This is a genomic window from Candidatus Dactylopiibacterium carminicum, assembly GCF_014736495.1.
GTDB classification, from domain to species: domain Bacteria; phylum Pseudomonadota; class Gammaproteobacteria; order Burkholderiales; family Rhodocyclaceae; genus Uliginosibacterium; species Uliginosibacterium carminicum.
Map to the genome: position 1 here is coordinate 38,694 of NZ_MDUX01000016.1, position 20,788 is coordinate 59,481.

18 protein-coding genes and 2 tRNA genes are annotated in these 20,788 nt (G+C 62.3%); 4 read left to right on the forward strand and 16 right to left on the reverse strand.

Going from position 1 to position 20,788, the window contains the following annotated elements:
* Window positions 1-41: 41 nt before the first annotated feature.
* The 9 genes from flhA to mltG form a co-directional block, all read right to left on the reverse strand.
* Window positions 42-2,141 (reverse strand): flagellar biosynthesis protein FlhA, encoded by a 2,100-nt coding sequence (gene flhA / locus BGI27_RS06820; protein WP_095524143.1) that lies wholly within the window; start codon window positions 2,139-2,141, stop codon window positions 42-44.
* A 6-nt stretch (window positions 2,142-2,147) separates the two neighbouring features.
* Window positions 2,148-3,305 (reverse strand): flagellar biosynthesis protein FlhB, encoded by a 1,158-nt coding sequence (gene flhB / locus BGI27_RS06825; protein WP_095524144.1) that lies wholly within the window; start codon window positions 3,303-3,305, stop codon window positions 2,148-2,150.
* A 157-nt stretch (window positions 3,306-3,462) separates the two neighbouring features.
* Window positions 3,463-5,355, reverse strand: a complete 1,893-nt coding sequence (locus tag BGI27_RS06830; protein ID WP_170942978.1) for a SurA N-terminal domain-containing protein — start codon at window positions 5,353-5,355, stop codon at window positions 3,463-3,465.
* An 86-nt stretch (window positions 5,356-5,441) separates the two neighbouring features.
* A tRNA-Asp gene (locus tag BGI27_RS06835) sits at window positions 5,442-5,518 on the reverse strand.
* 20 nt (window positions 5,519-5,538) lie between these two features.
* Window positions 5,539-5,614, reverse strand: a tRNA-Val gene (locus BGI27_RS06840).
* Between the two features lie 25 nt (window positions 5,615-5,639).
* Window positions 5,640-5,912 carry an HU family DNA-binding protein gene (locus tag BGI27_RS06845; protein WP_095524158.1) on the reverse strand — a complete coding sequence of 91 codons (273 nt, stop codon included), beginning with the start codon at window positions 5,910-5,912 and terminating at the stop codon, window positions 5,640-5,642.
* Window positions 5,913-6,073: 161 nt separating this feature from the next.
* A complete protein-coding gene (holB, locus tag BGI27_RS06850) occupies window positions 6,074-7,123 on the reverse strand; it encodes a DNA polymerase III subunit delta' (protein ID WP_223871648.1) in 1,050 nt (349 codons plus the stop codon).
* On the reverse strand, window positions 7,120-7,734 hold the full coding sequence (gene tmk / locus BGI27_RS06855; RefSeq protein WP_095524146.1) for a dTMP kinase: 615 nt from the start codon (window positions 7,732-7,734) through the stop codon (window positions 7,120-7,122). Before tmk ends, holB begins: the two co-directional genes overlap by 4 nt.
* 2 nt (window positions 7,735-7,736) lie before the next feature.
* Complete coding sequence (gene mltG, locus BGI27_RS06860; protein WP_095524160.1) at window positions 7,737-8,738, reverse strand: endolytic transglycosylase MltG; 1,002 nt, start codon at window positions 8,736-8,738, stop codon at window positions 7,737-7,739.
* Between the two features lie 145 nt (window positions 8,739-8,883).
* On the opposite strand from mltG, the gene mfd reads away from it, so the two are divergent.
* The 3 genes from mfd to BGI27_RS06875 all read left to right on the forward strand — a co-directional run bounded on the left by mfd (window position 8,884) and on the right by BGI27_RS06875 (window position 15,080).
* Window positions 8,884-12,357, forward strand: coding sequence for a transcription-repair coupling factor (mfd, locus tag BGI27_RS06865; protein ID WP_095524161.1), 3,474 nt, complete (start codon window positions 8,884-8,886; stop codon window positions 12,355-12,357).
* Between the two features lie 11 nt (window positions 12,358-12,368).
* The gene (locus BGI27_RS06870; protein WP_095524147.1) at window positions 12,369-12,896 is read left to right on the forward strand and encodes a hypothetical protein; all 528 of its coding nucleotides are present in this window, start codon (window positions 12,369-12,371) and stop codon (window positions 12,894-12,896) included.
* Window positions 12,897-13,004: 108 nt separating this feature from the next.
* Window positions 13,005-15,080, forward strand: coding sequence for a DEAD/DEAH box helicase (locus tag BGI27_RS06875; protein ID WP_095524148.1), 2,076 nt, complete (start codon window positions 13,005-13,007; stop codon window positions 15,078-15,080).
* A 182-nt stretch (window positions 15,081-15,262) separates the two neighbouring features.
* Here BGI27_RS06875 and BGI27_RS06880 read toward each other — a convergent pair whose 3' ends face one another.
* Genes BGI27_RS06880 through BGI27_RS06895 form a run of 4 tightly spaced genes read right to left on the reverse strand, consistent with a single transcriptional unit; the run spans window position 15,263 to window position 18,114 of the window.
* Window positions 15,263-16,111, reverse strand: coding sequence for an HD-GYP domain-containing protein (locus BGI27_RS06880; RefSeq protein WP_095524149.1), 849 nt, complete (start codon window positions 16,109-16,111; stop codon window positions 15,263-15,265).
* Window positions 16,112-16,151: 40 nt separating this feature from the next.
* Window positions 16,152-16,436, reverse strand: coding sequence for a hypothetical protein (locus BGI27_RS06885; RefSeq protein WP_095524150.1), 285 nt, complete (start codon window positions 16,434-16,436; stop codon window positions 16,152-16,154).
* On the reverse strand, window positions 16,433-17,371 hold the full coding sequence (locus BGI27_RS06890) for an electron transfer flavoprotein subunit alpha/FixB family protein (protein WP_095524151.1): 939 nt from the start codon (window positions 17,369-17,371) through the stop codon (window positions 16,433-16,435). Before BGI27_RS06890 ends, BGI27_RS06885 begins: the two co-directional genes overlap by 4 nt.
* The gene (locus BGI27_RS06895; RefSeq protein WP_095524152.1) at window positions 17,368-18,114 is read right to left on the reverse strand and encodes an adenine nucleotide alpha hydrolase family protein; all 747 of its coding nucleotides are present in this window, start codon (window positions 18,112-18,114) and stop codon (window positions 17,368-17,370) included. Before BGI27_RS06895 ends, BGI27_RS06890 begins: the two co-directional genes overlap by 4 nt.
* A gap of 119 nt (window positions 18,115-18,233) precedes the next feature.
* Here BGI27_RS06895 and BGI27_RS06900 point away from each other — a divergent pair, with 119 nt between their 5' ends.
* The gene (locus BGI27_RS06900) at window positions 18,234-18,821 is read left to right on the forward strand and encodes a TetR/AcrR family transcriptional regulator (protein WP_095524162.1); all 588 of its coding nucleotides are present in this window, start codon (window positions 18,234-18,236) and stop codon (window positions 18,819-18,821) included.
* Between the two features lie 7 nt (window positions 18,822-18,828).
* Here the strand turns inward: BGI27_RS06900 and pbpG are convergent, their stop codons facing one another.
* The 3 genes from pbpG to BGI27_RS17955 all read right to left on the reverse strand — a co-directional run.
* On the reverse strand, window positions 18,829-19,893 hold the full coding sequence (pbpG, locus tag BGI27_RS06905; protein ID WP_141239733.1) for a D-alanyl-D-alanine endopeptidase: 1,065 nt from the start codon (window positions 19,891-19,893) through the stop codon (window positions 18,829-18,831).
* 168 nt (window positions 19,894-20,061) lie between these two features.
* Complete coding sequence (locus tag BGI27_RS06910) at window positions 20,062-20,478, reverse strand: bacteriohemerythrin (protein WP_095524153.1); 417 nt, start codon at window positions 20,476-20,478, stop codon at window positions 20,062-20,064.
* A gap of 56 nt (window positions 20,479-20,534) precedes the next feature.
* Window positions 20,535-20,788, reverse strand: a 254-nt coding sequence (locus BGI27_RS17955; RefSeq protein ID WP_223871649.1) for a hypothetical protein, incomplete at its 5' end; no start/stop codon positions are given.

The window sequence follows — 20,788 nt, forward strand, 5'->3', positions numbered from 1 at the left end:
GGATTGCTTCGGGCGACGGAATCTTTCTGGCGAACCAGTACTCAATTGCCGATCACGCCCACCACACGGATGGTGCGCGACTCAGGGACTTCGGCATGCGCTATAACCTTGAGGCTAGGCACCGCACGCCGCAGGAAGCGCGCCATCAACCAGCGCAGATTGTTCGGTACCAGCATCACGGCAGGCAGACCAAGATCTTCCTGCCGCTGCGCAGCGGCAGCTGTTTCGCGCAGCAGGGTATCGGCAAGCCCCGGCTCCAGAGCACCGCTTTCGGCTCCACCGCTGGCCATCGCCTGCCCCAGCAGACGCTCCAGCCCAGGATCCAACGCGAGTACGTCGATCTCTGCGCCTCCAGGGAAAAGCTGCTGCACGATGGCCCGGCCAAGCGCCACGCGTACGCGCGAAGCAAGCTCGACCGGATCCTGCGTACGCGGAGCATGTTCAGCCAAGGTTTCAACGATGGTACGCATGTCGCGAATGTTGATGCCTTCTTCGAGCAGGTATTGCAGCACGCGTTGCAACACGTGCAGCGGCAAAGTCTTGGGCACCAGATCGTCGACCAGCTTGGGCGAATCCTTGGCAATGTGATCAAGCAGGGCCTGGGTTTCCTGACGCCCGAGCAGATCGGCCGCATGGCTGAGGATCAGATGATTCAGATGAGTCGCCACCACAGTACTGGCATCCACGACGGTATAACCCAGGCCGTGCGCTTGCTCGCGCCGCCCGGCATCCACCCAGACGGCAGGCAGGCCGAAAGCGGGATCCTTTGTTACATTGCCCGACAGTTGCCCCGAGACCCTCCCGGGATTGATGGCCAGAAACTGGCCCGGATAGGCCTCTCCCTGACCAATCTCCACGCCTTTCAAAGTGATGCGATAGGCATTCGGACGCAATTCCAGGTTGTCGCGGATATGCACGGGAGACGCCAGGAAACCAATATCCTGTGCAAACTTCTTGCGCAGGCCGCGAATGCGCTTGAGCAATTCACCATCCTGACTCTTGTCTACCATCGGGATCAGACGATAGCCCACCTCCAGTCCCAATACATCGACTGGCGCCACATCCGCCCAGCTCGCCTCCAGGTTCTCCTGTGGTTGCGCCTCCTGTACGGTCGTTGCAGGCTCCGCAGCAGCCGCCTCCACTTCACGGGCCTGCTGGCCGATATACCAGGCGGCCCAACCGAAAAGCCCTGCAAGCAGCAGGAAAACCAGATTGGGCATGCCAGGAATCATCCCCAGCACGGCCAGGATGGAGGCTGTCAGTACCATCACAGTAGGATTGCTGAACAGCTGCGAAACGAACTGACCACCGATGTCGCCGCTTTCTTCGCCGCCCACGCGGGAAACCACCAGACCGGCCGCCACGGAAATGATCAGGGAGGGCAACTGGGCCACCAGGCCATCACCGATGGTCAGCAGCGTGTATTGCTCGGCAGCATGGGCGAAATCCATATCGTGCTGGCCGACCCCGACGATCAGCCCGCCAACGATGTTGATCACCAGAATCAGAATGCCGGCAATCGCATCGCCACGCACGAATTTCGAGGCACCATCCATTGCACCGTAGAAATCCGCCTCCTGGGCCACTTCCGCACGACGCCGCTTGGCTTCCTTCTCATCGATGAGCCCGGCATTGAGATCGGCATCGATGGCCATCTGTTTGCCAGGCATCGCATCCAGTGTGAAGCGGGCGCCGACTTCAGCGATCCGGCCCGCACCCTTCGTGATCACCACGAAGTTGATCACGGTGAGAATGATGAACACCACGATCCCCACCGCCATGTTGCCACCGACCAGGAAGTGACCGAAAGCCTCGATCACCTTGCCAGCGGCGTCTGCACCCGTATGGCCTTCAAGCAGCACCACACGGGTGGACGCTACGTTGAGCGACAGGCGCAACAGCGTGGTGACCAGCAGCACGGAAGGAAACACCGAGAAATCCAGCGGCTTGCGGGTGTACATCGCCACCAGCAACACCATCATGGAAACCGCAATGTTGAAGGTGAAGAACACATCCAGCAGAAAGGCCGGCAGCGGCAACACCATCATCGCTAGCACCAGCAGCAGCAGGATGGGGGCCGCCAGCTGGCGGATATTGGATGGTGAGAAAAGCTGCTTCAGATCGAGAACATTCGTGGCCATGCGTGCTTACTCCGTGGTTGCCGTCAAGGCACGGCTGGCTGGATCCAGCCCGGCGGGAACCGGGATGTTCTCGGGCACCTCGGGAGGCAGACCTCCTTCGGCGATGAACTGGTTGAGCTGATAGACATAGGCCATCACCTCGGCCACCGCGGTATAGAGCGCTGGTGGAATCTGATCGCCGATCTCGGCATGGTGGTACAGCGCACGCGCCAGTGGCGGCGCTTCAAGCAACGGTACCTGGTGTTCGGCTGCCAGTTCGCGGATGTTTCTTGCTATCAGATCCGCACCTTTTGCCACAACCGTGGGAGCGCCCATGCTGCCGGCCTCGTATTTGAGTGCCACGGCATAATGGGTCGGGTTGGTCACCACCACGTCGGCCTTCGGCACGGCTTCCATCATGCGCCGTCTCGACATCTCACGCTGGCGGGCACGGATCTGACTCTTGATCTGCGGATCCCCTTCCTGCTCCTTGTACTCCTGCTTCTGATCCTGCTTGCTCATCTTGAGCTTGTCGTAGTACTGCCAGAGCTGGAAGGGCACGTCGATACCGGCCACGATGAACAACGTTGCGGCCAGCAACACGCCGGAAAACTGCAGCAGTTGTCCGAACAGTGCCGCACCGGGCTCCAACGCCATATTAGTCAACGCGAAGAGCTCGCCCTGATGCTTCCACAGCACCAAAGCCCCAGCCCCCCCGATGAGCGTGGCCTTCAGCACACCCTTCACCAACTCGAGCAACCCGTGCCATGAAAAAATGCGCTTGATTCCGCTGAGCGGATTGAGCCGGTCAAACTTCGGTTCCAGGGCCTTGTTTGAAATGACCAGCCCTCCCATCAAGGCCGGTGCCCCCACGGCAGCGATCATCATCACGCCGAAGAAAGGCGCGAGCGCGAGCAGGGCCTCGATCGACAGCGCCTGCAAGCCCACGAGCAGACTGGTGGCATCGAAGGCTTCCTTGCGCCCGAAAGCCAGCCCCTCGCGCACCACATTGCCGACATGTCCGTAAAGCCAGCCTGACGTGATCCATAACGTGCAGGCACCTACCATCAGCACGATGAAGGTCGACAGTTCCCGTGACTGCGGAACGTTACCTTCCTCTCGTGCCTGCTCTAAGCGTCGCGGTGACGCTGGTTCGGTTTTCTCGAGATCGCTTTCCTCGGCCATGCCTGCCACCTCTCCTTGATGGCATTTTCAGCCGAACCGGCAATCCTTGCCGCCCGGAACAGGCGGCAAAACACCGCCTTATTACCGGCACCCAAATGAACGGGGCCTCCGGCACCGAAGATGCCGGAGGCCCCAAAATCACGACTGAAACGTGGAATCAGTCCGCGACAGGCGTCTGCTGATTGATCTTCACGCCGGCACGGTCACGCAGACCTGCGATGAAGGCCCGAAGATCTTCCTGCCCGAGCATGGAAGCGTACTGCGAGGCAAGCGCCTTCTGCTCGGCTTCGTTTTCTTCCAGTTGCGGCACCTCGATCTTTTCGACGCGATACAGTGCAAAGCCGTTGTCATCCTTCACGCCCACATAGGCTGGCAGTACATCGGATTTGACGCCAAAGATCTGCTTGCCCGCAGCCGCGGACACACCTGCCGTGCCACGCGTCATGACACGCGACGCCGACCAGGCGGCCTTCTGAGCCGGCGCTTCGCCCTTGCGCAGCGCTTCAAGCGCCTCTTCGCCATTCACCTGAGCCAACGCAGCAGCGGCTTCACCTTCGGCGATCATGCGGGCGACACCCTTGACCTCTTCGAAGGCCTGCACGTGCAGCGGCTTGTACTCCAGCACGCGAGCCGTAACCATGGTGCCGTCACCCAGATCGATCGCTTCGATGTTCAGCCGGTTGCGCACGGACTCTCCGGAGAACACGGCGGCCAGCAGCTTGGGATTGGCAAGCACACCCTCCGGGGCATGGTTGCGGGCGAACCAGTCGCTCTGCTCCAGCTTCAGGCCGAACTTCTCGGCCACGGGCTGCAATGCATCCTGGGCCTTGAGTACTTCATCACTGAAGGCATCGGCCTGCTCTGCAAACCTGCGGCTGGCCGCTTGCTTGCGGGCCTGCGCCAAGGCTTCGGCCTTCACCTGCTCGAAGGGCTTCACACCACCACGCTTGTCGGTGAGCTGGATGATGTGAAAACCGAACTGCGTCTCGACGATGCCGGAAATTTCCTGCGGCTTGAGCGCAAATACGGCGTCCTCGAAAGGTTTGGCCATGACATTGCGGCCAAAGAAACCCAGGTCGCCCCCTTTGGATGCGGAGCCCGGATCGTCCGAACTCTTCTGCGCCAGCTCTGCAAATTTCCCGGGCTGCGCCTTCACCTGGGTCAGCAGATCCTCAGCCTTCTTGCGGGCGGCTGCGCGATCCTCGGATTTGTCACCTTCGGCCGACTGGACAAGGATATGGCTGGCACGCAGCTTTTCCGGCGAACCGAAACTGTCGCGATTGCTGTCGTACCACTGGCGCGCATCTGCTTCGGTGACTTCGACCTGCCCCTGAAGATCGCCGGTACGCAACACCACGTATTCCACCTTGACCTGTTCCGGCGCTTCGAAACGCTTGGGATGATCGTCATAGAACTTGCGCACAGAGGCGTCATCGAGCTTCACTTCGGCCTTGAAACGCTCGTTGTCGAAGCGCCATTCGGCAACGGTACGCTGCTCGGACTCCAGTTTGCGCCACTGCGCCAGCGAGCCCTTGGGGGCCAACGCGGAAGCCAGTACCGGCATCAACAATTGCTGCTGCGCCAGCGTCTCACGGATACGCTGCTGATAGGCATCACGCGTCATCCCCATGCTACGCAGCATGACGTCATAGGCCGTGAGGGAGAAATGGCCGTTTTCCTGGAATTCGGCCTGTTTGCTGATGTATTCCTGCACCACGCTGTCCGGCACGACGATGCGCCCTTCAATGATCGCCGAGCGGATCGCCGTCTCGTTGATCAGGCGATCCAGCACGCCCGCACGAAACTCTGGGTTTTCAATCATGCTGCGATCAAAGGCTTCGCCCATCTGATCGCGCATGGCGTATTCCTGTTCACGTAGCGCCTGGTCGAACCTGCTGTTCGATATCTCGACCTTTCCGACCACCGCAGCGGCCGGTTCGCCCGCCCCCATGCGCTGATAGGCATCCATGCCGAACAAGGCGAAGGTCAACGCGATGAGCACGAGAATGATCTGGACAAACTTGCGACTATTCCGGACAGCGTCAAACATGATGATCAACCAGTAATGAAACGGAGAAAACGGAACCGCCATGTGAAAAAAGGCGAACAAGTGATGTTCGCCTTTTCCCGTGAAGCTGGCGGAGTGGACGGGACTCGAACCCGCGACCCCCGGCGTGACAGGCCGGTATTCTAACCGACTGAACTACCACTCCCGACTGGAACCGGCCATGTGTGGTGGGTGCTGAGGGACTCGAACCCCCGACATCCTCCTTGTAAGGGAGGCGCTCTACCAACTGAGCTAAGCACCCGGTTATAGCCGTGCTGCAAAGCCGGTTATTTTACTGCATCTTTGAGCGCTTTGCCAGGCCGGAATTTGGGCAATTTCGTTGCCTTGATCTTGATCGCAGCACCGGTCTGCGGATTCCGGCCTGTACGGGCGGCACGCTTGCTTACCGTGAAGGTACCAAATCCCACCAGGGTCACATCGTTTCCCTTCTTCAACGCCTGCGTGATCGCGGCCATTGCCGCATCCAGCACACGCCCTGCTGCTGCCTTGGACACATCGGACTGCTTCGCTACGACTTCAATCAGCTCGGACTTGTTCACGACAACCCCCTCTTGATAGTCAGGTTCAGCACCATGAAATTCCTGCATGTGCAGCAAAAACAAACGGGCGCCACAACTTCGCTGCAGCAGCCCGAGTTGGGCTTATAGCAAGTGGGATAACCAAAGGCAAGCCGCCCTTTCGCCGCCTGTGGCAGGATCGTTCAATGCGCGCGCAGGCGCCGGAACATCGACAGGAACAGGTCTTCAAGAAACAGGCGCGGGTTCAGTGGATGGCTTGCCGAACGCCGATGCGTATCCAGCTCGCGCAGGCTCTCCAGCCAGGCCAGCAGCGGAATCCGGGTCTGCGCCTGCAATGCCGCAGCAAAATCGGCATAGAAACGCGGCGTAGCGCCCGAGGCAACACGTGCACCATCGGCCAGCCAACGCTGAACCCAGTCGATCAGCGTCGGCATAGCGAATCCGGCCTCCAGCGCATCCTTTGCCTTCAGGCGCGCCTCCCATTCCGCAGCCAGGCGCAATGGATCGCGCTGCCCCAACTGCGCCAGATCCTCCGCCAGCTTGCGGCGCAGCCCCAACCAGACCGGTGTGGCCAGCGTCTTCGCCGCCAGTGGTAGCCCGCCGGCAAACCCCAGCAAGGCATCGTCCGCAACGTCCTGCGCCTGCAGCCAGGCCTGTGCCTGTGCTTCCGGAGGCGGCATAAATTCGATTACCTGGCAACGGCTACGGATGGTGGCAAGCAGCTTGCGCGGCGCATCGCTGGCAAGGATGAACACGGTGTTCTCCCCCGGCTCCTCCAGCGACTTGAGCAAGGCATTGGCCGCGGCCACGTTCATCGCTTCGGCCGGGTCGATGAGCACCACACGGCGCCCACCGGCATGTCCGCCCGCACCGACCTCCAGCGCAGACTGAAGCTGGCGGACCTGATCGATCACGATCTGCGTGGAGCGCGTTTTTTCCTTCTTGCCTCCTTCTTCTGCTTCCTCTTCGGCAGCTTCATCCGCAGCAGGCACAAGCAGGAAATGATCGGGATGGTTGCCACCCGCGATCCAGTTGCAATCCTTGCACTGGCCGCAGGCGAATCCTTGTGCATCCGGCTGTGTGCACAACAGCGCTTGCGCCAGACGCTCGCCGAACAGGCGCTTGCCACTGCCTGCCGGCCCTGTGAGCAACAACGCATGCGGCAGGCGTGCACCCCGGGCACGCACTGCCTGCCAAGCAGGCAATAACCAGGGAGGCAGCATTTCCGTCATTGGAATCGGGCCTCCAGGCAAGCCAGCAGTGCGGCACTGACTTCGGCAGGGGAACGCGTGGCATCCAGTACGACAATACGCCCGTCACTTCCAGCCGCGCGGCGCAGATAGGCAGCGCGCACGCGCTCGAAGAAATCCCGCTGTTCTCGCTCGAAGCGATCCGTCGCCTCGCGCCCCTGCGCTAGACGCTCCGCAGCCACGGCGGGCGGCACATCGAAAACGAAGGTCAGATCAGGCTGCAGATCGGCGTGCACCCAGGCCTCCAATGTGCGGAACTTGGTTTCATCCAGACCGCGGCCACCGCACTGGTAGGCATAGGTAGCATCCGTGAAACGGTCGCTGATCACCCACTCTCCGCGTGCCAGCGCCGGCTCGATGAGCAAGGCCAAATGCTCGCGACGCGCAGCGAACATCAACAAGGCTTCGGTTTCCAGGTGCATGGACTGATGCAGCAGGATCTCGCGCAGTCGTTCGCCCAGTGGCGTACCACCGGGCTCGCGAGTTTGCTGCAAAACATGCCCGCGACAGCGTATCCAGTCCGCACAGGCCGCAATCTGCGTACTTTTGCCGGCGCCATCGATCCCTTCGAAAGTGATGAAACGTCCGCGCATGCTCACCGCCCATTCCTCAGATAACGCGATACCGCGCGATTGTGTTCGTCCAGCGTGCGCGAAAACTGGCTGCTGCCGTCGCCTCGCGCCACGAAGTACATGTAGGAGGTCTTCTCGGGCTGCAAGGTTGCGCGTAACGCTGCACGGCCGACCAGCGCAATCGGCGTCGGGGGCAGGCCAGCACGCGTGTAGCTGTTGTAAGGGGTATCGGCCTGCAGGTGCGATCGGCTCAGACTGCCCTTGAAGGTCTGCCCCAGACCATAGATCACCGTGGGATCACTCTGCAGGCGCATTCCGATCCGCAGGCGATTGTGGAATACGGACGACACCAGGCTGCGGTCCCCGGCCTGGCCCGTCTCCTTCTCCACCACCGAAGCCAGGATCAGCGCTTCGTAAGGGCTTGCCAGGGGCAGATCCAGCTGGCGTGCGGCCCACTCCTCGTCCAGCCATCGCTGCATGCGCTGAGAGGCTCGGTGCAATATTTCGAGCTCACTGCTGCCACGCGAAAAGCTGTAAGTATCCGGGGCGAACATGCCTTCCGGCGGAACCCCCGTCATGCCCAGGCGTTCCATGATCTGCCCGTCGCTCAGCCTGCGCGTGTCATGCAGCAGATCGGGCTGCGCATACAGCACCTCACGCACGCGGGCGAAAGTCCAGCCCTCCACCAGCGTCACATCCGAATAGGCGTTGGCTCCGCTGGAAAGCAGCAGCACCAGTTCCCAGGCAGACACCGGCTTGTCGACACGATAACTGCCGGCCTTCACCTGCGAAGCATGCCCGCTGACGCGTGCAAGCCACGTCAGTGCCGGCGGCCAGACATCCAGTCCGGCATGCGCCACTGTGCGTGCCACTGTGCGCATGGAATCCCCGCGTGCCACGTCGAATTCCACCACCACCTGCTTCATCGCCAGGGGGCGCGTTGCCTGCCAAGCCAGCGCGCCGGTCACCACGGCAGGCAACAATACGAACAGGAAGAAAAGGCGCGTCAGAATCTTGCGGAACATGGACAGCAGGGCGCAGAGCGGCTGAAGGGCCGCCAATGATACATGCCCCTACCCCTCCGGCAAGCTCGCAGCCCGGCGCTATAATCCGGCCTCTGCCGCATGCCGCCCGCCGTCATGCGGCGTTGTGCTTTTCTGCCGCCAGACCATGACTACCGCCCCGCTTCAGCCCCTATCCCGGATCAACCTTCCCAAACCCGGCCAACGCCTCGACCTGCCCCGCCTGCATGGCGCCAGCGATGCCGCCGCACTCGCCCAGCTTGCCGCCACGGGCCACAAGCTGGTCGTAATCACCGCCAATCCGCTCGATGCGCAACGCCTCGTGGAGGAGATCGCCTGGTTCGCCCAAGGGCTGCGCGTGCACCTGCTGCCGGACTGGGAAACTCTGCCCTACGACAATTTCTCGCCCCACCAGGATCTGATCTCCGAACGGCTGGCCACGCTCTACGCGATCCAGAAAGGCGAGTCGGACATCACCTTGCTGCCGGCTTCCACAGCGCTCTACCGCATGGCGCCCCCCAGCTATCTCGCCGGGCACACCTTCTTCATGAAGGCCAAGGAGCGGCTGGACGTCGAAGCCTTCAAGCTGCAGATGGCACTGGCGGGCTACGAGCACGTCACCCAGGTGGTACGCCCCGGCGAATTCTCGGTACGTGGCGGGCTGGTCGATCTGTTTCCGATGGGCGTCAAACTGCCCTATCGCATCGACCTCTTCGATGACGAGATCGACACCATCCGCACTTTCGATCCGGACACCCAGCGCACCGTGTACCCGGTACCCGAGATCCGCCTGCTGCCGGCGCGCGAATTCCCGCTCGACGACAAGGCTCGCGCCCATTTCCGCGCCGCCTTCCGCGAAGCTTTCGAGGGCGATCCGACCAAGAGTCCGATCTACAAGGACATTTCCAATGGCGTCGCCTCGGCCGGCATCGAGTATTACCTGCCGCTGTTCTTCGACGAAACAGCCACGCTCTTCGACTATCTGCCGAAGAACGCCGTCCTGGTCACCCACCAGGACGTCCCGGGTGCCATCGAAGCCTTCTGGGTGGAGGCCAACAGCCGCTACCGGCTGATGGCCGGCGACCGCGCCCGCCCGCTGCTGCCGCCTGATCGTCTGTTTCTCGGCGCAGATGCCTTCTGGAGTTCGGCCAAGGCGCTACCGCGAATTGCCATTTCAGCTTCCGGTGATGCAACAAAAAAAGCCCCCCTCCCCTCTGAGGGAGAAGGAACGGCCAGCAGCCCTACTTCACCGCTGCCCGACCTTTCCGTCGAACGCAAGGCAACGGATCCGCTGCACAAGCTCAAACACTTCCTCGCCAACTTTCCCTGGCGCGTGTTGCTGCTGGCCGAATCCGCCGGCCGTGCGCAGACCATCACAGAGTACTTCGCCGAATATAATCTGAAGCCTGCAGGTAGCGCCGATCTGGCGGGTTTTCTCGCTTCGGACGCGCGCCTCGCGCTGGCCACCGGCCCGTTGTCGGCCGGCTTCGTGCAGCCTTCAGCCAACATCGCCATCCTCACCGAGAACGAGCTCTATGCCAGCCAGGCCAGGCCGCGTGGGCGCGGCCGTGAAGGCCGCAAGAGCACCGTGGAAGGCTGGCTCAAGGACCTCTCCGAACTCAAGATCGGCGACCCGGTGGTGCACCAGAGCCACGGCATTGGTCGCTATCTGGGCCTCGTCTACATGGATATGGGCGAAGGCGACACCGAATTCCTGCATCTGGAATATGCCGAAGACACCAAGCTCTACGTGCCGGTATCGCAACTGCACGTAATCACGCGCTATGCCGGTGCCGACCCCGAGAACATCGCCCTGCACAAGCTGGGCTCCGGGCAATGGGAAAAGGCTAAACGCAAGGCCGCGCAACAGGTGCGCGACACCGCCGCCGAGCTGCTGGTGCTCTACGCCAAGCGCGCCGCCCGCCCGGGACACAAGTTCGACTTCAAGCAGCACGATCTGGAAGCCTTCGCCGAAGGTTTCGGTTTCGAAGAAACGCCGGACCAGCTCGCCGCGATCAATGCGGTGGTCGAAGACATGCGCTCGGGCCGGCCGATGGACCGCCTCGTCTGCGGCGACGTGGGCTTCGGCAAGACCGAGGTGGCATTGAGAGCCGCTTTCATCGCGGTAGCCGACGGCAAGCAGGTCGCCGTACTCTGCCCGACCACGCTGCTTGCCGAGCAGCACTACCAGACCTTCGCCGACCGCTTTGCCGACTGGCCGATCAAGGTGGCCGAGATTTCGCGCTTCAAGACCGCCAAGGAACAGGCCGAGGCACTGGAGCAGCTGGCCCAGGGCAAGGTGGACATCCTCATCGGCACCCACCGCCTGCTGCAGAAGGATGTGGAGTTCAAGCGCCTGGGGCTGGTGATCATCGACGAGGAACACCGTTTCGGCGTGCGCCAGAAGGAAGCGCTGAAAAACCTGCGTGCCGAGGTCGACATCCTCACCCTCACCGCCACACCGATCCCGCGCACGCTGGGCATGGCCATGGAAGGACTGCGCGAATTCTCGGTGATCGCCACCGCGCCACAGAAACGCCTGGCCATCAAGACCTTCGTGCAGAGCTGGTCGAAGGGCATCGTGCGTGAAGCCGTGCTGCGGGAATTCAAGCGCGGCGGCCAGGTGTACTTCCTGCACAACGAGGTGGACACCATCGACAACATGCGCGAATCGCTCGCCGAACTGCTGCCCGAGGCGCGCATCGTCGTCGGCCACGGCCAGATGAACGAACGCGAGCTGGAACGCGTGATGCGCGACTTCACCACGCAACGCGCCAACCTGCTGCTGTGTACCACCATCATCGAGACCGGCATCAACATCCCCACGGCCAACACCATCGTCATCAATCGTGCGGACCGCTTCGGGCTGGCGCAGCTGCACCAGCTGCGCGGACGTGTGGGGCGCTCGCACCACCAGGCCTACGCCTACCTGCTCACCGACGCCAATGCCAAGCCCTCGGCCAATGCGCAGAAGCGCCTAGAAGCCATCAGCATGATGGAGGACCTCGGCTCCGGCTTCTTCCTCGCCATGCATGATCTGGAGATCCGCGGCGCCGGCGAGGTGCTGGGCGACAACCAGTCTGGCGAAATCCAGCAAGTCGGCTTCGCGATGTACTCGCAGATGCTCAACCGCGCGGTGCGCGCGCTGCAATCCGGCAAGGAAGTCGATCTGGCGCAGCCGCTGGACGTGACCTCCGAAATCAACCTGCACTCCCCGGCGCTGCTGCCCAACGCCTACTGTCCGGACCTGCAGGAGCGTCTCACGCTCTACAAGCGCATGTCCAACTGCGAGGATCTCGACGAACTGGGCCTGATCCAGGAAGAACTCATCGACCGCTTCGGCGAACTGCCGGACCAGGCCCGCGCGCTGCTGGAAACACACCGTCTGCGCATCGCCGCCAAACCGCTGGGCATCCTCAAGATCGATGCCTCGGACAGCCGCATCCACTTGCACTTCGAGCCAAATCCACCGATTGAGCCGATCCGGATCATCAAGCTCATCCAGAACAACCGGAACTGGAAACTCGCCGGGCAGGACAAGCTCACCATCAACATCACCGCAGACACCTTCGGCGAACGCGCCAGCAAGGTCCGCAGCGCGTTGAAACAGCTGACGGCCTGAAGCCCCGGACTATGATCGCCGCCGAAAACACCGCCTGGCTCGCCAAGCTGCGCTACCGCCTGGAGGATTTCCGCGCTACGGCCGTATTCGGCAAGGGGCAACCCTGCTCGCTGAAAATCCGGCCGCAAACGGGCTGGTTCAGCCGTGCCAATACGCCACACACCCAGGCCGGCATCGATGCGGGCTCGCGCGGCCTGCTTTCCTCGACAGTATGGCTAGGGGATCACGACACCGGACCCGAGATCCTCTGCTGTCTGGACGACGGGCCAGACCAGTGCACACTCCGTACGCAGGTCATGACGCTGCTGCTGCTCATCTTCGATGCAGCACGAACAGGCCGAAGCCAGGGCGATCCGCTTGATGCCCGGCTGGATTTGCTGCTGCGCGGCTTCGATACGCACGGAAACTATTTCGAACAGACCGTGCTGACAGCCGAAGCCGGTGCCCCGGCCATCGATCCGGACAGACTCCTCACGGCATTCGCTGCGCTTGGTATAGGCCTGAAGCAGCCCGGCCGGGCAACTGCCCTGCACGGCTGACAACCCGTCAGCCCTCTATCGCCCGAAGCGTTTCCAGAGGACAATGTGCGCCTTCCCGCCGTGCGCCACAAGCAAGCGCCGCCCCCTCCCCATTCAGGTATTTCCTCCATGTCAGATCCAGTCAGCAGCTTCGCCGAGCTGAAGCTATCCACTCCCATTCTCCAGGCGCTCGCCGAGGTCGGCTATGAGACGCCCTCGCCGATCCAGGCCGCCTGCATCCCGCATCTGCTGGAAGGCGCCGACATCCTCGGCGAAGCGCAGACCGGCACCGGCAAGACGGCCGCCTTCGCGCTACCGCTGCTGGAACGGCTGGACCCGGCCGAACGCCGCCCGCAGGTACTGGTGCTCACGCCAACGCGCGAGCTGGCGATCCAGGTGGCCGAGGCCTTCCAGAAATACGCGCGCTACCTGCGCGATTTCCACGTGCTGCCGATCTACGGCGGCCAGAGCATGGTGGTGCAATTACGCCAGCTCTCGCGCGGCGCCCAGGTGATCGTCGGCACGCCGGGCCGGGTGATGGATCACCTTGAACGCGAAAGCCTGGATCTTTCCGCACTGCGTGCCATCGTGCTCGACGAAGCCGACGAAATGCTGCGCATGGGCTTCGTGGACGATGTCGAATGGATCCTCGACCACGCACCGGCATCGCGGCAGACCGCACTGTTCTCGGCCACCATGCCGGATGCCATCCGCCGCATCGCGCACCAGCATCTGAAGGAGCCGCGCGAGGTGAAGATCAAGACTGCCACCAGCACGGTGCAGACCATCACCCAGCGCTACTGGCAGGTGCGCGGCGTCAACAAGCTCGATGCGCTCACCCGCATCCTGGAAGTCGAAGAGAGTTTCGACGCCGCCATCATCTTCGTGCGCACCAAGATCGCCACCGAAGAACTGGCCGACAAACTGGAGGCGCGCGGCTACGCGGCCGCCGCGATCAATGGCGACATGAACCAGGGCATGCGCGAACGTGTGATCGAGCAGCTCAAGGCCGGCACGCTGGACATGCTGGTCGCCACCGACGTGGCCGCGCGCGGCATCGACGTGCCGCGCGTCTCGCACGTCATCAACTACGACATCCCTTACGACACCGAAGCCTACGTGCACCGCATCGGCCGCACCGGCCGGGCCGGACGCCAGGGCACGGCGATCCTATTCGTCGCCCCGCGCGAGCGCGGCATGCTGCGCGCCATCGAGCGTGCCACACGCCAGCCCATCGAACAGATCTCGCTGCCCACGCGCGAGGATGTGGAAAGCCACCGCATCGCCCAGTTGCGTCAGCAGGTGGTAGACGCCATCGAAGCCGAGGACATGCAGTACTTCAGCGAAGTGCTGCAACAGCTGGCCGCGGAAAACGATCTCTCCCCCGAAGAGATTGCCCCTGCCCTGCTCTATCTCGCCCAGAAGGAGCGCCCGCTGCAGGTCGAAGAACAGGGATACGGCTGGGACGTCGCTACCGCACCCGCCGAAAGCGGCAAGCGTTTCGACGAACGCGCCCCCCGTGCGCCCCGCTTCGAAGGCCGTGAGGAGCGCTCGCCGCGCCACGACGAAGCTCGCCCGCCACGCGAACGCGCGCCCCGTCAGGAATTCGGCCCCGGCATCAAGACCCAGCGTTACCGTATCGAGGTGGGGCGTGCGCATGGCGTGATGCCCAAGGAGATCGTCGGCGCGCTGGCCAACGAAGGCGGCATCGACGGCAAGCTGATCGGCCAGATCGATCTCTTCGACGATTTTTCCACGGTCGACCTGCCCGAGTTGCCCGCGCCACTGCTGGGCGTGCTCAAGCGCACCCGCGTGCGCGGTCAGGCCATCCAGATCCGTCCGCTGGAGGAAGGCGAGCGCTACGAGAAGCGCAGATCAGCACCTCGCGATGCCTACGAAGATCGCCGCCCCGCACGTGAAGAGCGGGCACCACGCAAGCGTTGGGAAGGTGGCAGCACCTATCGTGACTCACGCAGTTTCGGTACTGGCGGCGAAGGCAGAACACGCAGCGAGGAAGGCGACGTTCCGCCGAAGCGGCAACGCACCGAGGCGTTCGGAGACGATCGCCGCCCACGTGGCGTCAGTGATCGCCCGCGCAAACCTTTCGGCAGCGAGCGCCCGGCATTCGCGCCGGATACCCGTGGCACGCGCCCGAAGACTGCGTTCTCGGGCGCGAAACCGAAACCTTACGACAAGAAACGCTGAGCGCTGCTCGAGATACCGGCTTCGGCAGAGCGCATTGCTCTGTCGAGGTATCGCAGCATGAACGGGAACCGCGGACGCAACGTCGCTCAGCCAAGCCCGGCCCCATTCTCAATGAGCGTCATCCCGACGAAAGCCGGGATGACGGCTCAAGACTGACGGACAGGCTTTCGCCTAAGCCCCGCTCAGGACTCCAGATGCCCCACGGCATCCAGGATCAGTCGCGAGATCAACTCGGTATCCGGCAAGGCCACGGCCACCGAAGGGCGCCCCTTGTTGCCGGTCGGTTCGATGTCCACGCCCTGGCTGCTCCGGCGCACCTTGAATTCATTGGCGCACAGACGGCAATAAACGCTGTCGCCATCCTCATGAGTGCGGAACACGTTCACCACCGGCCCGCAGTTCGGGCAGGATTGCACGCGGATGCCGATGTCGGAATGGCCCAGAATATGGTCGAAGCCCCCGGCACGGCCAAGCGACACGAAACGCGCCCCGAATTCGGCATCAAACTGACTGCCCAGCCCACGTTCGATGTGGTTCAGCGCCTCGTTCAGGCTCAAGGCCCTGCGATAAGGACGCTGGCTGGTCATGGCATCAAAGGCATCGCAGACCGCGATGATGCGTGCTGGCAGCGGAATCTCCAGCCCTTTCAGTCCGGCCGGATAGCCGGTGCCATCGGCACGCTCGTGATGGTGCAGGATCGCATCGCGCAGCAGCCCCGCCAAGGGATGCCCTTCCAGCAGACGGGCGCCCACGGCCGAATGCTCCTTGACCATTTCGTACTCGGACTCGATGAGCCGCTCAGGGCGGGTCAGCACCGCGTCCGAGATGCCGACCTTGCCCAGATCATGCAGATAACCCGCCACAGCCACCTGGGCGATCACCTGTTCGGTCTGCACGCTGCCCTCGGCAATCAGGCGTGCATAGCGCGAGACGCGCCAAGCATGCCCCACGGTGAACGGATCACGGGCTTCCACCATCCAGGCCATCGTGAACAATCCGACCAGTTCCTGCTCCATGCGCGCGCGCATCATCGTGTCTCTCTCCTGCCAGTTTCTTTATCAGCGCAACAGATCATACTCCGGCACGCCCCTCCCGCAGAGCCTGCCAGGCTTGCATCAATGCCGGTGGCAACTCGCCTTCGATCATATCCACCATCCCCAGTACCTGCTCGAGTCTGCACGACGAACATGACGCCCAGAGACGCAGGAAGGTTTTCCCACTGGACTCCCGCCGCAAGGGCTCACCCTCGGCGTCGAAATACAATGCGTCCGGTTGCCAGGCGGCAAGCGCCTGTTGCACATCCGTGCAGACACGCAACAAACCGCTGTCGGCAAGGAACAGGTATACCGCACTCATCCCAACGCCTTCAGGAACAACGGCACCTGCTCGTGCAGGTCGCCGATCAACGCGTAATCCGCAAGCTTCACGATGGGGGCGTCGGGATCCCGGTTGATTGCCACGACGCAACCAGCGCTGCGCATGCCGGCCAGATGCTGTCGCGAGCCCGAAAGCCCGACGGCGATATAAAGCCGCGGCGCCACGACGCGTCCACTCTGGCCAATCTGCCAGGCGCCCGGCGCGAACCCGGCATCCACGGCGGCGCGCGTGGCGGCCAGCGCAGCCCCCAGACGCGCAGCCAGCGGCGCCAGCAAGGCACGAAAGGCTTCGGCGGAGCCCAGGCCAAGCCCGCCAGCCACCACGATCTGGGCCGCCCCCAGCGTTGCCGGGCCGGATGGCGCTTCCACGCTCCGCGAAATCAGGGTGCGTACACCAAGATCGGGGCCGGGAGCCAACTTTTCCACCGGCGCGGCAGAACCCGCGCGAACCACGGCTTCCGCATGGCTTGAAGGATGCGCAGTCAGCACCTTCACGCGTTCCTGGCAACGCACGGTCTCGATCAGTGCTCCCGCACAAAGGGGACGACGAAAGGTTTCGGCATCCAGGATCTCCAGCACATCCGTCACCGGCGCGACATCCAGCATCGCAGCCACGCGCGGCGCCAGGCTTCGTCCGAATGGATCGGCCGCGAACACCACATGCCGATAGGCGCCGGCGAACTGGGCGATCACCATCGACAGGTTCTCTTCCTCGCCGTGCGCGTAATGCGGCGCATCGAGCACGCGCACGCGCGCCACACCGGTATGCCCCGCCAGCGCTCGGGCCGCGTCCTGAGCATCGGTTCCGCAGACCATCACATCAATCGCCGGCGCCAGCTCCCGAGCGACGGCCAGCGCCGCCAAAGTCATCCGGCCAGCGGCATGTTGCACATCCACAAGGAACAGCACGCTCATCGTGTGTCTTCCTGCACAGACAGCAAGCCTTCCGCCTGCAACCTGTCCACCAGCGTCCGTGCCGAATCCACACGCGCTCCTGGCTTTCGTTGCGGGGCCTTCGCCAGTGCCAACCGCAACAAGCGTGGCGACAGATCCGCAGCCAGCGCTTCCGCGCTTTCGAAGATGATGGGCTTTCCGCTACACAGGTCTGCTGAGCGTGGCCGAACCAACATCGGATCGACACCGACCACGGCTGGCAGCGTCAATCCAAGCCACTCATGGCTGTGGTCCAGTTCACGGCGGACACAGACGCCAGGCGCCTCCAGCCGCAAACCGGAAGCATCTGTGGCCTGCGGCCAGCCCAGCATGGCGGCCAGCATCTGCGGAATCTGCCGAGCCTCGCCATCACTCGCCCGCGCACCCAGAAGTACGAGCGAAACATTCTCGCGCTGGGCCACAGCCTTGAGCAGTTTGGCCATAAGCAGGGGCTCGAGTGCCGCTCCAGCTGCAACCAGCAGCGCCCGGTCGGCACCCATGGCCAATGCGGTCCGCAGTTGATCCTGCGAAGCCACCGATCCGCAGCTCACCGCCAATATCTCGCGCGCAAGACCTGTTTCACGCCAGCGTAAGGCCTGCTCCAACGCCACCTCGTCGCAAGGATTCACCGGCATACGCAGGCCATCCGGCGTGGCATTGCCATCTTCATCGCCAGACAGCAGCGGGCCGCCGGACGTGGGCCCAAATGCCACCATCACTCTCATGCTGTGATCTCCTGCCCTGAGAACATTCTTCCCAGGAATCAGCCCCGGCCGTCGAAAAACCTTGCTACCTCAGCCTGAGCACCGATAATACGCGACCACACAGTCTTGCTCTCCATGCCATGAACGACCATCCGCCTTCACAAACGGACAGCCGCTCCGCGCTCGACCGCACCAACTGGGTGAACTTCGCCACGACCGTGCTGGCACGAGACGGCCTTGCCGGTGTACGCATCGAAAGCCTGGCCCGCGAGCTGAATGTCACCAAAGGCAGTTTCTACTGGCACTTCCGGGATCGTCAGGCCCTGCTCAACGCCATCATCGCGGAATGGAAGACGGCACGTCTGCACGAACTGCAGCTGGAGGCCCCCCGCACCCCTGCAGAGGCAGAAGCGCAGATCCACGCCATCATCGACCGGTATTCGACGCGCCCCGATGCCGATCGTTTGCTGCTGGAGCTGGCCATCCGCGACTGGGCGCGGCGAGACTCACATGTAGCCAATATCGTCGAACAGGTGGACGTTGCCCGCCAGGCGCGTGCCACGCGTCTGTTCGAGATGGCGGGCTTTGCACCAGAGGAAGCGCGTAACCGCGCACTGTTGATGTTCACGCACGTCTTCGGACTCTCGATGATGATGTTCGAACACAGCATCAGCGAGGATCTTGCCGCGCGCCACGAAGCGATCGCGCGTCTGATCTGCCGGAAGTAGGAAGAAATCAGTTGGCCAACGTGGTGGCCAACTGATCCTCGAAGACCAGTGGCGAGGGTTTGTGGGCAGCCACGTTTTCCAGCCACTTGCGGATACGCTGCGCATCGGCCACGCGCGTATAGCGCCCCCAGGAATCCAGCAGCACGATCGCCAGCGGCTTGTCGCCCAGCCAGGCTTGCATCACCAGGCAGCGGCCGGATTCGCTGATGTAGCCGGTCTTGGAAACATCGATCTGCCAATCAGGGCTGCTGACCAGCGAATTGGTGTTGCGATAGGTCAGCGTCCGTTTTGCCCCCACGCGAACGATGTATTCCTCGCGGGTCGAAAACTCACGGATCAGGGGATAGCGCGAAGCGTTGGCCACCAGCGTGGCGAGATCGCGCGCGGAGGAAACGTTGTCCTTGTTCAGCCCGGTGCCGTCGTAGATGTGTGTATCCGCCAGCCCCATCAGCCGGGCCTTGACCTTGACCGCTTCCAGGAAGGCAGTCATCCCACCCGGATAGTGACGCGCCAGGGACGAAGCCGCGCGGTTCTCGGAAGACATCAGAGCCAGCAGCATCAATTCTTCTCGGCTCAGGCGCGTTCCCAGCGTCAGGCGGGAACTGGTGCCCTTGAGACGGTCGACGTCATCGTTGGTGATCTCCAGCACTTCACTCAGGCTTTGCTGAGCATCGAGCACCACCATGACCGTCATCAGCTTCGTGATGGACGCGATCGGCACGGCGGCATGGGCATTCTTTTCCAGCAGGATTTCGCCGCTATTGACGTCCTGCACCACGAAAGCAGAGGAGCTGAGCTGCGGATTGCCCACTGTATCGAAATCCGTATCCAGGGGTTTTGCTGGCGTCGCACGGGTACTCACCGGCGTGCTCTTCGCCTTGCGTGTGCTGGTGCCGGATTTGCTGCTCGAAGCAACCTTTCTGGACTGTGCAGCAGGCTTCTTGGTTTTCGTCGCAGACGCGTGGGCGCCGCTTTTTTGTGCCTTGGCGTTGCTCGCCGCTTTGCTTGCCAGCGTCCCCACGATCAGAATCGACACGCTCATCACGGCCAGAACGAGATGTTTCAGCTTCATGAGAACAGGCTCCCTGCGACGATCATGTTTGTAAGGCACGAATAAAAACCTGCAATTTCCATTGAAATTAATCAGATGCGGAAGATTCTTCAAAAAAATTCTACATCTGGTCGCACAAACGAAAAGGGCGCCGTTCAGCGCCCTTGTCTAGTGCCGCATCCAGTAAGCTCAGGCTGGTGCTGAAGTATGCGCGCCCTGAATCGCTGCGGCAAGCGCCATATCGCGAACCAACACATGTTCACGAAGCCAGGCCGCAAGCATCTGATCGATGTCCAGTTGTGCCGTACGCGCACCACGAGCAACGCGCGACTGAAGCGCACAGACTTCACTCACGAAACGGTCGTGTTCGGCCTTGTGCGTGGCGTAGTGCGCGTAATCAATCTCGCGCATGAACGCCTCTTCACGACTGAAATGGGTTTCAGTGTAGTTACGCAACGCATCGACGATGCTCTGCGTTTCCTGATTCACCTGACCCGTACTCATATCCTTGTTCAGACGGTCGAGCAAGGCAAAAAGCTGGCGGTGATCATCATCGATCTGCTCGTTGCCAACCGACAGATCAGGGGTCCAATTGATTGGATTCATGAAACTCTCCTTGAAGCATCAAAAAATCCTATGTCGATCCGGCGCTGGAGCGGCGCTTACGACTCACCTGCAATGATTGCGATTCGACGAAGCAAAGGGTTGACGCAACACATCAAAATGCGTTTTTTACGGTTTTCTAGACCACGCGACGCCAGCATTCCATGTCCGGTAAACGCAAAAAACCCTGCCGGTTCAGCGGCAGGGTTTTTTAAGGCGCTGTCGGAGTTAGCTGTTGAGTCTCCATTGCCCGGCCGTCTCGTTGAGGCAAAGTGCGGGGGAAATAGCGTTCCGATAGCGCTCAAGGAGGCGG

Bases quoted from the DNA above. Each gene is read 5' to 3' on its own strand.
- flhA (WP_095524143.1), bottom strand. From the start codon at position 2,141: ATGGCCACGAATGTTCTCGATCTGAAGCAGCTTTTCTCACCATCCAAT.
- flhB (WP_095524144.1), bottom strand. From the start codon at position 3,305: ATGGCCGAGGAAAGCGATCTCGAGAAAACCGAACCAGCGTCACCGCGA.
- BGI27_RS06830 (WP_170942978.1), bottom strand. From the start codon at position 5,355: ATGTTTGACGCTGTCCGGAATAGTCGCAAGTTTGTCCAGATCATTCTC.
- holB (WP_223871648.1), bottom strand. From the start codon at position 7,123: ATGACGGAAATGCTGCCTCCCTGGTTATTGCCTGCTTGGCAGGCAGTG.
- tmk (WP_095524146.1), bottom strand. From the start codon at position 7,734: ATGCGCGGACGTTTCATCACTTTCGAAGGGATCGATGGCGCCGGCAAA.
- mltG (WP_095524160.1), bottom strand. From the start codon at position 8,738: ATGTTCCGCAAGATTCTGACGCGCCTTTTCTTCCTGTTCGTATTGTTG.
- mfd (WP_095524161.1), top strand. From the start codon at position 8,884: ATGACTACCGCCCCGCTTCAGCCCCTATCCCGGATCAACCTTCCCAAA.
- BGI27_RS06870 (WP_095524147.1), top strand. From the start codon at position 12,369: ATGATCGCCGCCGAAAACACCGCCTGGCTCGCCAAGCTGCGCTACCGC.
- BGI27_RS06875 (WP_095524148.1), top strand. From the start codon at position 13,005: ATGTCAGATCCAGTCAGCAGCTTCGCCGAGCTGAAGCTATCCACTCCC.
- BGI27_RS06880 (WP_095524149.1), bottom strand. From the start codon at position 16,111: ATGATGCGCGCGCGCATGGAGCAGGAACTGGTCGGATTGTTCACGATG.
- BGI27_RS06885 (WP_095524150.1), bottom strand. From the start codon at position 16,436: ATGAGTGCGGTATACCTGTTCCTTGCCGACAGCGGTTTGTTGCGTGTC.
- BGI27_RS06890 (WP_095524151.1), bottom strand. From the start codon at position 17,371: ATGAGCGTGCTGTTCCTTGTGGATGTGCAACATGCCGCTGGCCGGATG.
- BGI27_RS06895 (WP_095524152.1), bottom strand. From the start codon at position 18,114: ATGAGAGTGATGGTGGCATTTGGGCCCACGTCCGGCGGCCCGCTGCTG.
- BGI27_RS06900 (WP_095524162.1), top strand. From the start codon at position 18,234: ATGAACGACCATCCGCCTTCACAAACGGACAGCCGCTCCGCGCTCGAC.
- pbpG (WP_141239733.1), bottom strand. From the start codon at position 19,893: ATGAAGCTGAAACATCTCGTTCTGGCCGTGATGAGCGTGTCGATTCTG.
- BGI27_RS06910 (WP_095524153.1), bottom strand. From the start codon at position 20,478: ATGAATCCAATCAATTGGACCCCTGATCTGTCGGTTGGCAACGAGCAG.